The 14,883-nt window shown below is 53.0% G+C and carries 12 protein-coding genes and 7 tRNA genes; 2 read left to right on the forward strand and 17 right to left on the reverse strand.

Going from position 1 to position 14,883, the window contains the following annotated elements:
- Positions 1 to 4 precede the first annotated feature (4 nt).
- Positions 5 to 2,587, reverse strand: a complete 2,583-nt coding sequence (gene leuS / locus ACIP6T_RS01575; RefSeq protein ID WP_400455024.1) for a leucine--tRNA ligase — start codon at positions 2,585 to 2,587, stop codon at positions 5 to 7.
- Between the two features lie 222 nt (positions 2,588 to 2,809).
- On the opposite strand from leuS, the gene ACIP6T_RS01580 reads away from it, so the two are divergent.
- Positions 2,810 to 3,292 carry a zinc ribbon-containing protein gene (locus ACIP6T_RS01580; protein WP_097094588.1) on the forward strand — a complete coding sequence of 161 codons (483 nt, stop codon included), beginning with the start codon at positions 2,810 to 2,812 and terminating at the stop codon, positions 3,290 to 3,292.
- Positions 3,293 to 3,377: 85 nt separating this feature from the next.
- Here the strand turns inward: ACIP6T_RS01580 and ACIP6T_RS01585 are convergent, their stop codons facing one another.
- The 9 genes from ACIP6T_RS01585 to miaB all read right to left on the reverse strand — a co-directional run bounded on the left by ACIP6T_RS01585 (position 3,378) and on the right by miaB (position 12,684).
- On the reverse strand, positions 3,378 to 4,103 hold the full coding sequence (locus ACIP6T_RS01585) for an amino acid ABC transporter ATP-binding protein (protein WP_400455026.1): 726 nt from the start codon (positions 4,101 to 4,103) through the stop codon (positions 3,378 to 3,380).
- Positions 4,104 to 4,781, reverse strand: a complete 678-nt coding sequence (gene gltK / locus ACIP6T_RS01590; protein WP_097094586.1) for a glutamate/aspartate ABC transporter permease GltK — start codon at positions 4,779 to 4,781, stop codon at positions 4,104 to 4,106.
- Entirely contained in the window at positions 4,781 to 5,521 is a 741-nt protein-coding gene (locus ACIP6T_RS01595; RefSeq protein WP_097094585.1) for an amino acid ABC transporter permease, read from the reverse strand. The genes gltK and ACIP6T_RS01595 overlap by 1 nt, the downstream gene beginning before the upstream one ends.
- 161 nt (positions 5,522 to 5,682) lie before the next feature.
- Positions 5,683 to 6,576: a glutamate/aspartate ABC transporter substrate-binding protein gene (locus tag ACIP6T_RS01600; RefSeq protein WP_400455029.1), complete on the reverse strand. Its 894-nt coding sequence runs from the start codon at positions 6,574 to 6,576 to the stop codon at positions 5,683 to 5,685.
- Between the two features lie 437 nt (positions 6,577 to 7,013).
- On the reverse strand, positions 7,014 to 8,540 hold the full coding sequence (gene lnt, locus ACIP6T_RS01605; protein WP_400455032.1) for an apolipoprotein N-acyltransferase: 1,527 nt from the start codon (positions 8,538 to 8,540) through the stop codon (positions 7,014 to 7,016).
- 4 nt (positions 8,541 to 8,544) lie between these two features.
- Positions 8,545 to 9,426, reverse strand: coding sequence for a CNNM family magnesium/cobalt transport protein CorC (gene corC / locus ACIP6T_RS01610; protein WP_008103653.1), 882 nt, complete (start codon positions 9,424 to 9,426; stop codon positions 8,545 to 8,547).
- 82 nt (positions 9,427 to 9,508) lie between these two features.
- The gene (gene ybeY / locus ACIP6T_RS01615) at positions 9,509 to 9,982 is read right to left on the reverse strand and encodes an rRNA maturation RNase YbeY (protein WP_097094582.1); all 474 of its coding nucleotides are present in this window, start codon (positions 9,980 to 9,982) and stop codon (positions 9,509 to 9,511) included.
- Positions 9,979 to 11,052: a PhoH family protein gene (locus ACIP6T_RS01620; RefSeq protein ID WP_345827084.1), complete on the reverse strand. Its 1,074-nt coding sequence runs from the start codon at positions 11,050 to 11,052 to the stop codon at positions 9,979 to 9,981. Before ACIP6T_RS01620 ends, ybeY begins: the two co-directional genes overlap by 4 nt.
- A 207-nt stretch (positions 11,053 to 11,259) precedes the next feature.
- A complete protein-coding gene (gene miaB, locus ACIP6T_RS01625) occupies positions 11,260 to 12,684 on the reverse strand; it encodes a tRNA (N6-isopentenyl adenosine(37)-C2)-methylthiotransferase MiaB (protein WP_400455036.1) in 1,425 nt (474 codons plus the stop codon).
- 180 nt (positions 12,685 to 12,864) lie between these two features.
- Between miaB and ubiF the strand changes: the two genes are divergently transcribed.
- Entirely contained in the window at positions 12,865 to 14,037 is a 1,173-nt protein-coding gene (gene ubiF, locus ACIP6T_RS01630; protein ID WP_400455039.1) for a 3-demethoxyubiquinol 3-hydroxylase, read from the forward strand.
- 88 nt (positions 14,038 to 14,125) lie between these two features.
- Here ubiF and ACIP6T_RS01635 read toward each other — a convergent pair.
- The 7 genes from ACIP6T_RS01635 to ACIP6T_RS01665 all read right to left on the reverse strand — a co-directional run bounded on the left by ACIP6T_RS01635 (position 14,126) and on the right by ACIP6T_RS01665 (position 14,785).
- Positions 14,126 to 14,200 (reverse strand) — tRNA-Gln (locus ACIP6T_RS01635).
- Between the two features lie 28 nt (positions 14,201 to 14,228).
- Positions 14,229 to 14,303: transfer RNA gene (locus ACIP6T_RS01640), tRNA-Gln, on the reverse strand.
- A gap of 6 nt (positions 14,304 to 14,309) precedes the next feature.
- Positions 14,310 to 14,386 (reverse strand) — tRNA-Met (locus ACIP6T_RS01645).
- Between the two features lie 26 nt (positions 14,387 to 14,412).
- Positions 14,413 to 14,487, reverse strand: a tRNA-Gln gene (locus tag ACIP6T_RS01650).
- A gap of 34 nt (positions 14,488 to 14,521) precedes the next feature.
- A tRNA-Gln gene (locus tag ACIP6T_RS01655) sits at positions 14,522 to 14,596 on the reverse strand.
- Between the two features lie 21 nt (positions 14,597 to 14,617).
- Positions 14,618 to 14,702: transfer RNA gene (locus ACIP6T_RS01660), tRNA-Leu, on the reverse strand.
- A 6-nt stretch (positions 14,703 to 14,708) separates the two neighbouring features.
- Positions 14,709 to 14,785, reverse strand: a tRNA-Met gene (locus ACIP6T_RS01665).
- Positions 14,786 to 14,883: the final 98 nt, after the last annotated feature.

Below are 14,883 nucleotides of genomic sequence, written 5' to 3' on the forward strand. Positions count from 1 at the left end.
GAACTTAACCCACGACCAGGTTAAGCAGTTTGCCAGGGACATAAATCACTTTACGAATGGTGACGCCATCCAGATATTTCGCCACCAAATGCTCCTGCGCAGCGCGCGCCTGCACCTGTTCCTGCGTGGCATCAGTTGCAACGGTAATCTTACCGCGCACTTTGCCATTCACCTGCACCACGACCAGCAGAGAATCTTCCTCCATGGCCGCTTCATCAGCCACCGGCCAGCTGGCTTCATCAATGCTGCCTTCGCCGCCGAGCGCCTGCCACAATACGTAGCTAGCGTGCGGGGTGAACGGATAGAGCAGACGCGTTACAGCCATCAGCGCTTCCTGCAACAGTGCACGATCCTGCTCGCCTTCCTGCGGGGCACGAATCAGCTTATTCATCAGCTCCATGATGGCGGCGATAGCGGTATTAAACGTCTGACGACGACCCACATCATCCGCCACTTTAGCGATAGTTTTGTGCAGATCGCGGCGCAGTGCTTTCTGGTCGTCATTCAGGCTGTTGACATCGAGCGCCACGGTCGCGCCTTTGGCAACGTGCTCGTAAGCCAGTTTCCACACGCGCTTCAGGAAGCGGTTAGCCCCTTCAACGCCTGATTCCTGCCACTCCAGCGTCATCTCTGCTGGAGAAGCAAACATCATGAACAGGCGAACGGTATCTGCACCGTAGCGCTCAACCATCAGCTGTGGATCGATGCCGTTGTTTTTCGACTTCGACATTTTACTCATACCAGCGTAAACCACCTCACGGCCTTCGGTATCGGTGGCTTTTATGATGCGGCCTTTCTCATCACGCTCAACGGTGACGTCAACCGGAGATACCCAGTTACGCTCGCCATTCACGCCGTGATAATAGAACGCATCAGCCAGCACCATACCCTGGCACAGCAGGCGTTTGGCTGGCTCATCCGAGTTGACCAGGCCTGCATCACGCAGCAGTTTGTGATAGAAGCGGAAGTACAACAGATGCATGATGGCGTGTTCGATACCACCAACATACTGATCGACCGGCAGCCAATAGTTTGCCGCCGCCGGATCCAGCATGCCTTCGTGGTAGTTTGTGCAGGTGTAACGCGCGTAGTACCACGATGACTCCATAAAGGTGTCAAAGGTGTCGGTTTCACGCAGCGCTGGCTGGCCGTTAACGGTGGTTTTTGCCCACTCAGGATCGGCTTTAATCGGACTAGTGATGCCATCCATGACCACGTCTTCTGGCAGGATGACCGGCAGCTGATCTTCTGGCGTTGGCATTACGGTGCCATCTTCCAGCGTCACCATTGGAATTGGCGCGCCCCAGTAACGCTGACGAGAAACACCCCAGTCGCGCAGACGGTAATTTACCTTACGCACGCCCACACCTTTTGCGGCCAGCGCATCAGCAATAGCGTTGAAGCCTGCCTGATGATCCAAGCCGTTGTATTCGCCAGAGTTGAACAGAGAACCTTTCTCGGTCATTGCTGCGGTGCTGATATCTGGCTCTGAACCGTCCAGATTCAGGATCACTGGCTTGATGTTCAGATTGTATTTAGTGGCAAATTCCCAGTCGCGCTGATCGTGGCCTGGAACCGCCATGACTGCGCCAGTGCCGTACTCCATCAGTACGAAGTTGGCTACCCAAACCGGAATTTCTTCACCGGTCAGCGGATGGATGGCAAACAGGCCGGTGGCTACGCCTTTCTTCTCCATCGTTGCCATGTCGGCTTCGGCCACTTTGGTGGTGCGGCATTCGTCGATGAACTCAGCCAGGCCAGGATTGGTGGCGGCAGCCTGCTGTGCCAGCGGATGACCGGCGGCGACAGCGACGTAAGTCGCCCCCATAAAGGTGTCAGGACGCGTGGTGTAAACTGTCAGCTTCTCAGCACTGTTGGCGACGTCGAAGGTGATCTCTACGCCTTCAGAGCGGCCAATCCAGTTGCGCTGCATGGTTTTGACCTGCTCTGGCCAATCTTCAAGATTGTCGAGATCGTTCAGCAGTTCTTCCGCATAGGCAGTGATTTTGACGAACCACTGTGGAATTTCTTTGCGCTCAACTTTGGTGTCACAGCGCCAGCAGCAGCCATCAATAACCTGTTCGTTGGCCAGTACGGTCTGATCGTTCGGACACCAGTTCACGGCTGAAGTCTTTTTATAGACCATGCCTTTTTCATACAGCTTGGTGAAGAACCACTGCTCCCAGCGATAGTATTCTGGCTGACAGGTTGCCAGTTCACGGCTCCAGTCATAGCCAAAGCCCAGCAATTTAAGCTGGTTCTTCATGTATGCGATGTTGTCGTATGTCCACGGCGCAGGCGCAGTGTTGTTTTTCACTGCGGCACCTTCTGCTGGCAGTCCAAACGCATCCCAACCGATTGGCTGCAGCACGTTTTTGCCGAGCATACGCTGATAGCGCGCAATCACATCGCCAATGGTGTAGTTACGCACGTGGCCCATGTGTAGGCGGCCAGAAGGATAGGGCAGCATGGAAAGGCAGTAGTACTTCTCTTTGCCTTCCTGCTCGGTCACTTTAAAGGTTTCGTTTTCGTCCCAGTGTTGTTGGACGCGGGTTTCTATCTCTTCCGGGCGGTATTGCTCTTGCATGGCTGCCTGTGGTCCTTTGTGAAAATCGCGAAGCATACTTTTAGATCCGCATAGCATACCCATAAGGTTGCCCCTCAACAACTTTTCGCGCCCCTACCAGCATGATTTCTCCTGAATGCGCCACCGCTTTCACCCTTTTGTGATTTCTACTGCAGCTGGCAATGCAAATATGACAAAACAGCTAAACTTAACAGCAGTATCCGCAGCGGAAAGGAGAATAAAATGAATAACGTGGCGCAGGAATACCGTGCAACGATTGAAGCATTATCCCAGCGACTGGACCATGGCGAACGCGATGTTGATGCGTTAGTGGCTGAGGCGCGGCAAACATTGCTGGCGAAAAAAACGCTCTCGCCGGCCGAGGTCAATGAAGTGATGCGCGCGGTGCGGCGTGATTTACACGAGTTTGCGCTGAGCTATCAGGAGTCTTCCGATGTGGTGGGCGATTCGGTGTTTCTGCGCGTGATCCGTGAAAGCCTGTGGAAGGAGTTGGCGGATATTACCGATAAAAGTCAGCTGGAGTGGCGTGAGGTATTTCAGGATTTACGCCATCACGGCGTCTACCAGAGCGGTGAAGTGGTGGGGTTGGGGAATCTGGTGTGTGAGAAGTGCGGCTTCACGCGGGCAATTTATACGCCAGAAAGTTTAACGCGCTGCCCAGAGTGTGGCCACGACCAGTTTCAGCGTCAGCCGTTTGAACCCTGATTATGTGAATGAATAAACCCCGCGCGATGAATCGCGCCGCTGCGGATACGCGCACATACCGTAGCGGCGCAATTTATTGCGCTAATCAGTGCAGTATCTTCGCCAGGAAGTCTTTTGCACGGTCAGATTGTGGGTTGTTAAAGAAGTCATCTTTATTCGTGTCTTCAATAATTTTCCCTTCATCCATAAAGATCACCCGGTTGGCAACCTTACGCGCGAAGCCCATTTCATGGGTCACCACCATCATGGTCATCCCTTCGTGAGCCAACTCAACCATGACGTCTAGCACTTCGTTGATCATTTCTGGATCGAGCGCCGAGGTGGGTTCATCAAACAACATCGCGACGGGATCCATGCATAACGCACGTGCGATGGCCACACGCTGTTGCTGACCACCCGAAAGCTGGCCCGGGAACTTATCGGCATGCGCAGAGAGTCCTACGCGCTTCAGCAGGCTTTGCGCTTTCTCACGCGATGCTGTCTTGTCGCGCTTCAACACTTTCACCTGTGCCAGCGTCAGGTTCTCAAGGATGCTCAGATGCGGGAAAAGCTCGAAGTGCTGAAACACCATGCCCACTTTGCTACGTAATTGCGCGAGGTTGGTTTTTTTGTTGTTCACCTCGATGCCAGTTACCTCAATGCTGCCCTTTTGAATCGGCTCCAGACCGTTTACGGTTTTAATCACCGTTGATTTTCCTGAGCCAGACGGACCGCAGACCACCACCACTTCACCTTTTTTCACTTCAGTGGAGCAGTCGGTCAGCACCTGAAAGTGCCCATACCACTTAGAAACATTTTTCAGGCTAATCATTTAAACCGTCCTTTTTCTTTTCAGATAGCTAACCAACAGCGAAGCGCTCAGGCTGATCACGAAGTAGACCAAACCGGCAAACAAAATCATTTCAACCTGGGTTCCGTCACGCTCACCGATGGTTGAGGCGGTACGGAAGAAGTCGGCCAGGCTCAACACATACACCAGCGACGTATCCTGAAACAGCACAATGCCCTGTGTCAGCAGCAGCGGCACCATGGCGCGAAACGCCTGCGGCAGGATGATGAGCTTCATTGATTGCCAATGCGTCATGCCCAGCGCCAATGCGGCGTTGGATTGGCCGCGCGCTATACTCTGAATACCGGCACGAATGATCTCCGAGTAGTACGCGGCCTCAAACAGTGCAAATGCCACCATGGCTGAAATCAGGCGGATATCCGATTTAGGCGATAAGCCCAGCACCTGCTGCAGGAACGCAGGGACAACCAAATAGAACCATAGCAGCACCATCACCAACGGTACGGAGCGGAACAGGTTGACGTACAGCTTGGCAAACCAGCGCACCGGCGCAATTGGCGATAAGCGCATCACCGCCAGAATCGTGCCCCAGATAATGCCAAACACGACGGCGATTGCGGTGATCTTGAAGGTAATGATCAACCCATTCCATAAGTAAGGCAGGCTGGGACCAATCGAACTCCAGTCAAATTCGTACATTATTTGCCTCCCATGTTGCCAGGCAGGCGGATTTTGCGCTCAACCAAACTCATAATCAGCATGATGACCAGGTTAATGCCCACATATGCCAGGGTGATGGCCGTAAAGGATTCATACGCATGCGCGGAATAATCCAGCAGCTTGCCCGCCTGCGCGGCCATATCCACCAGACCGATGGTTGAGGCGATCGCCGAGTTTTTTACCAGGTTGAGCATCTCCGACGTCATCGGCGGCACAATTACGCGATAAGCATTCGGTAGCAGCACATAGCGGTAGGTTTGCGGCAGCGTTAGACCCATCGCTAAGCCGGCATTTTTCTGGCCACGCGGCAGTGACTGAATTGCCGCACGTACCTGCTCACAAACGCGGGCCGCAGTGAACAAGCCAAGACAAATAGTGGAGGAGAGGAAGAACTGAATGTTCGGATCCAGCTCAGACTTAAACCACATGCCGAGCTTTTCTCCCACCAGTTCAGGTGCCACCAGATACCAGAAGAAGAATTGTACGATCAGCGGAATGTTACGAAACAGCTCCACGTAGCAGGTACCAATCGTCGCCAACAGGCGGTTGGGCACGGTACGCAGAATGCCAAAGAGGGAACCTACCAGGAAGGCGATAATCCAGGCACAGCAGGACACCGCAATGGTGACCTGAAATCCGGACCACAGCCAGCCAAGGTAAGTCGTATTGCCGAACGGAGCCTGCTCTAAAAAAATGCCCCAGTTCCAATCGATACCCATAACGAGCTCCGGTAAAAAAAGGGTAGCGAGGCTACCCATAAGATTGTTGAGCGGTGTCTTGCATCCTGCTTCAGGGGAACGGCCTGTTACAGTCTGTCTGTCCGCACCGCATGTTCAGCAATCGAGAGGGCAGCGGGGCTGCCCTTGTTGTCGTTGTTAATTCAAAGTGCTTTATCGTTCGGTGCTTTGAACAGGGCCTGCATATCTGGAGACAATTCGAAGTTGAGGTTCAGATTCTTCGGTGGAATCGGCTGTTTGAACCAGGTTTCAAACCATTTTGACGCTTCGCCTGAGGTTTGCGCTTTGGCGATGGTTTCATCCATCAGCTTTTTGAACTGCGGATCTTCTTTACGCAGCATGCAGCCGTAGGCTTCTTTCGATTGCGGTGTACCAACGATATCCCAGTTATCCGGCTTCTTGGCTTTGGCTCGTTCACCCGCCAGCAGCGCGTCATCCATCATAAAGGCCACGGCACGACCGGTTTCCAGTGTACGGAAAGAGTCGCCATGGTCTTTGGCGCTGATGATGCGCATATCCATTTTCTTCTCGTCGTTCAGCTTGTGCAGCAGAATTTCAGAGGTGGTACCGGAGGTGACAACAACGGTTTTGCCTTTCAGGTCAGCGAAATCTTTGATGTCCCCGCCTTTCTTCACCAGCAGACGCGTGCCGATGATGAATACGGTGTCAGAGAATGCCGCTTGCTGTTGGCGCTCAAGGTTGTTGGTTGTCGAGCCACATTCAAAATCATACGTCCCGTTCTGCAACAGTGGGATACGGTTTTGTGAAGTAATCGGCAGCATTTTGATCTGCAAATCGGGTTTATTCAGCTTGGCCTTAATGGCAGCCACGATAGCGTTGGAATAATCCTGTGAATAGCCAACCACTTTTTGCTGGTTGTCATAGTAAGAAAAGGGAACTGATGACTCACGATGCCCAACGACGATCACGCCGCTATCATTGATTTTTTTCAGGGTACCGGTGAGATCTTCCGCCTGGGCCGCTCCCGCTGCTGCTCCCAACAGCAAAAGAGATAATGCCACTTTGCGTATCTGCATGTTCCAACTCCTTCGTATGGATGTCGCGCAGAACATAAACTGCGCAGATTGTGATGTTGTGTGTATTTCGTGCTGCTTTTTTAGTTATCCCATAGCGCAACTGCGCGCAGGATAGTGATTAACATAGCGAATTGTTAACGCAATGAAACAAAAAAGTTTCTTTTTTGCGAGCCGCTCCGCACCAATAAAAGGCAAAAATCCACGGTTGCGCCAATGCAGTGCGCGCAATTGCCTTAAAGTAGTGCGTAAAAGTTGCATTACGCTGACAAAAGCCGATGTTTGCGAAAATCACTGAAATAAATAGCAATGATCGTGCCAGTACGATGAATAAGTGTAAAAAGGCAGCAGAGAATCGGGAAAAGCACAGCGCAGGGAAGAGAAAGCAGCGTATAAAAAAGGCGAAGTATTCACTTCGCCTGTTTGGAGAGGGGCTCGCGTTAGCGATGACGACGGAGAATCGCCAGCACAATACCGATTAATGTCAGAATCCACACCGGCCAGATGCCTGCTTTGGCATACGGCGTTTCGCCGGTGGTTGGCGTCACTTTGGCTTCCAGCACTTCACGCGTGAACTGCGGCAGCTCCTTCTCCACTTCGCCGTTGGCGTTTACCACTGCGGTAACGCCATTGTTGGTTGATCGCAGCAGCGGACGTCCCAGTTCCAGCGCACGCATGCGCGCCATCTGGAAATGCTGCCATGGCCCGATCGAATGGCCGAACCAGGCATCGTTGGAGACCGTGAGCAGGAAATTGGTATCCGGACGGAAGTTGGCTCGCACCTGTTCTCCCAGCACGATTTCATAGCAGATGGCGCTGGTCAGGTTATAACCCGACACCTTCAGCTGCGGTTGAACGTAGGCGCCACGGCTAAAGGAAGACATCGGGAGATCGAAGAACGGGGCCAGCGGACGCAGCAGATCTTCCAGCGGAACAAATTCACCAAACGGTACCAGATGGTTTTTCTGATAGCGATTCTGGCTTTGATAGCTATAAGGTTGTTCACCACCCAGCACAATCACTGAGTTGTAATCGTGATAGCGATTATCGCCTTCCACGCGAGAATCCACGATACCCGTAATCAGCGAACTGCCGCGCGCGCGCAGTTCTGCATCCAGCGCCTGCAGAAACGGCTGCTGATTGCTCTCTAAATCGGTAATTGCCGATTCAGGCCAGATAATGATGGGAGCCTTGCCCATAAACGGCTGGCTGGAGGAGGTATAAACGCGCAGCGTGTTAAGCAACTGCTGGGGATCCCACTTCATTGACTGCGGTATGTTGCCTTGCACCATCGCGACATCAACGCTGCGCTCCGGCAGCGGTTGGTACCACTGCACCATACGCAACGGCAAGGGCAGCACCAGTAGTAGCGCGGCGGCAACCAGACTTTTTACCTTACGATGATGTAATGCATGCACCAGCAGCCCCGCGATGACCATCATCAGGAGGGTGATGGTTTCCACCCCGGCCAACGGTGCTAAACCTTTTAGCGGTCCATTGATCTGGCTGTAGCCGAACTGCAGCCATGGAAAGCCGGTAAGCACCCAACCGCGCAGGAATTCGCTAATTTGCCATAACGCCGGCGCCGCTAGCGCCAAACGCCATAGCGAAGCGCGTGGCCAGAAGCGGTTGAGCAGAGTGGCGAATAATAGCGGATAAAGCGACAAATACGCCGCCAGCAGGATCACCAGGAAGATATTGACCGGGCCCGGCATGCCGCCAAAGGTGGCGATACTGACGTACACCCAATTGATGCCGCTGCCAAACAGCCCAAAGCCCCAGGCGAAGCCGATCGCCGCCGCCTGCGGAGTACGACGCTCCAGCAACACAAGCTGCAGGCCAAATAGCGAAATTATTGCAGCAGGCCAGAAATCGTAAGGGGAAAAGGAAAGGGTGCCAATGGCACCCATTATTAACGCCAGCAGCAGTCGAACCCGCTGCTGCGAGTATAGAGAGGCTAAAGCCATAGAATTATTCGTCTTCCAGTTGCGGTTGTGGTGAGTCTTCCGGAATTTTTACATGCACCTGGATAATACGGCGACTGTCAGCCATAGCGACTTTGAATTGGTAACCATCAATGACGATACTTTCACCGCGAGCGGGAAGGTGGCCGAATCCCTGCATGACCAATCCGCCAATGGTATCGACTTCGTCATCACTGAAATCGGTGCCAAAGACTTCATTAAAATCTTCAATTTGCGTTAAGGCGCGCATGGTATAGGTGTAACGGTTGAGCTGGCGAATATCACGATCTTCTTCATCGTCATACTCATCTTCAATTTCACCGACAATCAGCTCAAGAATATCTTCGATGGTCACCAGACCAGAGACACCGCCAAACTCATCAATGACAATCGCCATGTGATAACGCTGCGAGCGGAACTCCTTCAGCATACGATCAACGCGCTTGCTTTCAGGTACGACTACGGCAGTACGCAGGACTTTTTCGATGCTAAAAGGTTCAGATGCGCTGGCCATAAACGGCAGCAGATCTTTAGCCATCAAAATACCTTCGACGTGATCTTTGTCTTCACTGATCACCGGGAAGCGGGAGTGCGCGGATTCAATAATCACCGCAAGGCACTCTTCCAGAGTTTGATTGCGTTTCAGGGTGATCATTTGCGAGCGTGGGATCATGATATCGCGCACGCGCTGTTCGGCAATATCCAGCACCCCTTCGAGCATGTCGCGCGTGTCCTGGTCGATCAGCTCTTTCTGCTCAGAATCGCGGATTAACCCCAGCAGTTCGTCACGGTTTTTGGGTTCACCGTGGAACAGTTGGTTGATTAGCAGGGAGAAAAATCCCTTTTTACTACTGGGTGCGTCGCTGTTTTGAGAATGGTCGTCGCTCATGGCGTTTTAATTTCGTTCTCTCTAATGAGGGATTGGGGCTGCCGGCATCCGCGCCAGCAGCGCAATAACCTGAACCAACGGCTCAGGCGTCTTCTTTCTCCGAAATGTACGGATCAGGATAACCAAGAGCAAGCATTATCTCGGTCTCCAGCGCCTCCATCTCTTCGGCTTCGTCATCGTCGATATGGTCGTAACCCAGCAGATGTAACGTACCGTGCACCACCATATGCGCCCAGTGAGCTTCAACGGTTTTGCCTTGTTCAGCAGCCTCTTGCTCAACAACCTGACGACAAATGATCAGATCGCCAAGCAGCGGCAGTTCAATTCCCGGGGGGGCTTCAAACGGGAATGAGAGCACGTTAGTCGGCTTATCTTTACCGCGATAAGTCAGATTAAGCTCATTACTCTCCGCTTCATCCACCAGGCGAATAGTGACTTCGCTTTCCGGCTGAAATGGCGTTACCGCCGCTTCGAGCCAGCGCTGAAAATCGCTCTCCGCAGGCAGATGGCTTTCATCGGCGCAGGCCAGTTGTAAATCTAAAATCACCGCGCTCATGAACGCTCCTGCGGGCTGGTTTGAGTGGCAAGCTGAGCCGCGATAGCTTCGCGTTTACGCTCTTCTGCCTGTTGGTCACGGCGTTTCTGATCGGCGGTTTCCCAGGCTTCATAAGCATTTACGATGCGCGCGACAACCGGATGACGCACCACGTCTTCGCTGTGGAAAAAGTTAAAGCTGATCTCATCAACTTCCGCTAACACCTCAATGGCGTGGCGCAAGCCGGATTTGGTGCTGCGCGGCAGGTCAATCTGCGTTACGTCACCGGTGATTACCGCTTTTGAATTAAAGCCGATACGCGTCAGGAACATCTTCATCTGCTCGATAGTGGTGTTCTGGCTCTCATCAAGTATGACGAAGGCATCGTTCAGCGTACGTCCGCGCATGTAGGCCAACGGGGCAACTTCAATTACGTTACGTTCAATCAGCTTTTCTACCCGCTCAAAACCGAGCATTTCGAACAGGGCGTCATACAGCGGACGCAGATACGGATCCACTTTCTGGCTCAGATCGCCGGGCAGGAAGCCAAGTTTTTCACCCGCTTCTACCGCCGGACGCGTTAGCAGAATACGGCGAATTTCCTGACGCTCCAGCGCATCGACGGCCGCGGCTACCGCAAGGTAGGTTTTACCGGTACCGGCGGGACCAATACCAAAGGTAATGTCGTGCCCAAAGATGTTAGCAATGTATTGCGCCTGATTAGGCGTACGCGGTTTTATTACGCCACGCTTGGTCTTGATATTCACTGCTTTGCCGAATTCCGGCACGCTCTCAGCGCTTTGCTCCAGTACACGGCTCTCTTTGATCGCCAGATGGATTTGGTCCGGCTCAATGTCTTTGATCTGGCCGCGCATCGGTGCGGTATCAACATAGAGTGTACGCAGGATATTCACGGCGGCATCGACGCACATTTCGCGGCCGGTCAGCGTGAACTGGTTATCGCGGCGTTTGATTTCGATACCCAAACGGCGCTCCAGCTGCTTCACATTGTCATCCATTGGACCGCACAAACTCATCAGTCGTTGGTTATCTGCCGGTTCAAGGGCAATTTCACGCGTTTCGATATTCAAATGAATCCTTAAGGTCACTCAGGGCCAGTTGAAAAGGTGTGCCGGATACTGAGGAGTGATTCTTCAGCATCTTTATGGAATTATTTATGGCGCTGCGCAGAGGCGCAAGCTTCAGAAACGATATTTGGGCAGTGCTTGCGGAAAGCAAGGGCGATAGGATGAAACAGGCGACAACGCTTTGTGCGCTGTCGCTCAACGTTCGAGGTTTCAAGGCTGGAACCGTCCGACGCCGATCTCGTTCTCTTTGCGGGTACGGGCAATGACCGAGGCCGGGCTTTCAGCTACGCGCAGCGCCATCTGCTCTTCGGTGCGCACCAGAACGCCACGCAGTGAGTTAGCATAAACATCGACAATCTCGACATCGGCAAACTTACCAATTAGCTCAACCGGCGCTTCAAAGTTCACTACGCGGTTATTATCGGTACGGCCGGTCAGCTCCATCACATTCTTACGGGAAATTCCTTCGACCAGCACGCGCTGCGTGGTGCCCAACATGCGGCGGCTCCACGCCATTACCTGTTGATTGATACGGTCCTGCAGGATGTACAAACGCTGCTTTTTCTCCTCTTCTGACACATCATCAGGCAGATCGGCTGCTGGCGTGCCGGGACGCGCAGAATAGATAAAGCTGAAGCTGACATCGAAATTCACTTCACCCACCAGCTTCATGGTCTGCTCGAAATCCTGCTGCGTTTCACCGGGGAAGCCGATGATGAAATCAGAGCTTAACTGGATATCCGGACGCGCCGCTTTCAGCTTGCGGATGATGGCTTTATATTCCAGTGCTGTGTGCGCACGCTTCATTAATGTCAGGATGCGATCCGAACCGCTTTGTACCGGCAGATGCAGGAAGCTCACCAGCTCTGGCGTATCGCGGTAAACATCAATGATGTCGTCGGTAAATTCAATTGGATGGCTGGTGGTGAAGCGAATACGATCAATACCGTCAATCGCCGCCACCAGGCGCAGTAACTCGGCAAAAGTACAGATATCACCATCAAAAGTCGCACCGCGATAGGCGTTGACGTTTTGGCCGAGCAGATTAACTTCACGCACGCCCTGAGCCGCCAGTTGGGCGATTTCCAGCAAGATATCGTCACTTGGGCGACTCACTTCCTCGCCGCGGGTGTAAGGCACCACGCAGAAAGTACAGTATTTATTGCAGCCTTCCATGATGGAAACAAAAGCGGTTGGCCCCTCTGCACGCGGTTCTGGTAGGCGGTCAAACTTTTCGATTTCCGGGAAGCTGATATCAACAACGGGGCTTTTACTGCCGCGCACGGTATTGATCATCTCCGGCAGGCGATGCAACGTTTGCGGACCAAACACGATATCAACGTAATTGGCGCGCTGGCGCAGACGTTCACCTTCCTGCGAGGCTACGCAGCCGCCCACACCGATGATCACTTCTGGGTTGTCCGCTTTCAGCTTTTTCCAACGGCCTAACAGAGCAAAAACCTTCTCCTGCGCTTTTTCACGAATAGAGCAGGTGTTGAGCAGCAGAACGTCCGCCTCTTCAGCTTCCTCTGTGAGGATGTAGCCGTGCGTACTGTTCAGCAAATCGGCCATCTTCGATGAATCGTATTCATTCATCTGGCAGCCCCAGGTTTTGATATGCAGTTTTTTGGTCATCGAACTAGCCATTGATTAAAGCGGAGTGCAGGGCGCGTATTGTAATGCCTCGCTGCTGCTGTGACCAGCTAACCCTGCATACTTCACGCATGTACATCGCATCGTGTGATGAATTTCCGGTACACTTTAGCTATCAACGTGATGCTGTAAGGTTTCACGACAAAAGAAGGATTAGAGTCGATGCAGGATTCACATTTTGATGTGGTAATCGTGGGCGGTGGCATGGTGGGTGCAGCACTGGCATGCGGTTTGGCACAGCAGCAGTTTCGCGTGGCGGTTGTTGAGCGTTTACAGCCTGCAGCCTTTGATGCCAACAGCGATCCGGACGTACGTATTTCTGCGATTGGAGCCTCTTCGGTGGCCTTGCTGCAGCAACTGAACGTATGGCCGCGAGTGCAGGCGATGCGATGTGCACCTTATCGCCAACTGGAAACCTGGGAATGGCAAAGTGCGCATGTGCGGTTTGATGCGGCGTCGCTGGGCTTGCCTGAGCTGGGATTTATGGTGGAAAACAGTGTTCTGCAACGTGCGCTGTGGGAAAAGATGCAGGAAGAGGGCATCACGTTAATCTGCCCTGCCACTTTGCAGGATTTACGGCCGCACAGTGCAGGCTGGCATGTGCAACTCGACAACGGACAAACGCTGGATGCGCGTTTAGTGGTTGGTGCGGATGGCGCCAACTCGCGCGTGCGGCAACTGGCGGGAATTGGCGTGCGTGGCTGGCACTATGCGCAATCATGCATGTTGATAAGCGTAGAGTGCGAACACGATGCCGGAGACTCAACCTGGCAGCAGTTTACGCCACAAGGCCCCCGTGCTTTCCTGCCGCTGTTTGATCGTCGTGCGTCGCTGGTGTGGTATGACGCACCAGCGCGTATTCGTCAGCTGCAAAGCTTGCCACTGCCACAGCTGGAGAAAGAGATTTATGCGCATTTTCCAGACCGCGTGGGGAATGTTAAGGTCAAAACTGCCGCTTCGTTCCCGCTGGTGCGACGTCATGCTACGCGTTATGTGATGCCGGGGTTGGCGCTGGTGGGGGATGCGGCGCACACCATTAACCCATTGGCCGGGCAGGGCGTCAATTTGGGCTATCGGGATGTGGATGCTTTGATCACTACGCTAGTTGAGGCGCGCAGCCAGGCACAGCGTTGGTCATCTGATGCCGTGCTGCAGCGTTATCATCGTCAGCGTTATAAAGACAACTTACTGATGCAGGGCGGCATGGATCTGTTCTACTTCGCGTTTAGCAATAAACTGCCACCGTTGCGTTTTGCACGTAATCTGGCGTTGATTGCCGCGGAGAATGCCGGCGCATTGAAGCGCAAGGTGCTGCGTTATGCATTAGGTTTATGATGTGTAGGGAGCGCAATCATGCGCTCCTGATTTAAACCCGAACGCAGAAAACAATAAAGCCCGCAAAAGCGGGCTTTATTGTGCAATTTGGCTGGGGTGCAGGGATTCGAACCCCGGAATGCTGGTATCAGAAACCAGTGCCTTACCGCTTGGCGACACCCCAATAGGTGTTTAATCAAATTGTCTTTTTATGGCTGGGGTGCAGGGATTCGAACCCCGGAATGCTGGTATCAGAAACCAGAGCCTTACCGCTTGGCGACACCCCAATAATTTGGTGGCTACGACGGGATTTGAACCTGTGACCCCATCATTATGAGTGATGTGCTCTAACCAGCTGAGCTACGTAGCCTTTTTACTGCTTACTGCATTCAACGATGGCTGGGATACCTGGATTCGAACCAGGGAATGCCGGTATCAAAAACCGGTGCCTTACCGCTTGGCGATATCCCATTCGTCGAGTTTGTATCCACAACATTTTCCGGATTGGCTGGGGTACCAGGATTCGAACCTGGGAATGCTGGTATCAAAAACCAGTGCCTTACCGCTTGGCGATACCCCATCCGGCTGCCGAAGAATGAAATGGTGCGGGAGGCGAGACTTGAACTCGCACACCTTGCGGCGCTAGAACCTAAATCTAGTGCGTCTACCAATTTCGCCACTCCCGCAAAATATGGTGGCTACGACGGGATTTGAACCTGTGACCCCATCATTATGAGTGATGTGCTCTAACCAGCTGAGCTACGTAGCCATCTTTTTCGCGTAACCTTCATCGGCGTTGCGGGGCGCATTATGCGTATTGAGTCTTGTAGCGTCAACAATTTTTTTGTCGTTTTTTGCCTTAAAACG

This window comes from Pantoea sp. NPDC088449 (assembly GCF_044753225.1).
GTDB lineage: Bacteria > Pseudomonadota > Gammaproteobacteria > Enterobacterales > Enterobacteriaceae > Pantoea > Pantoea floridensis.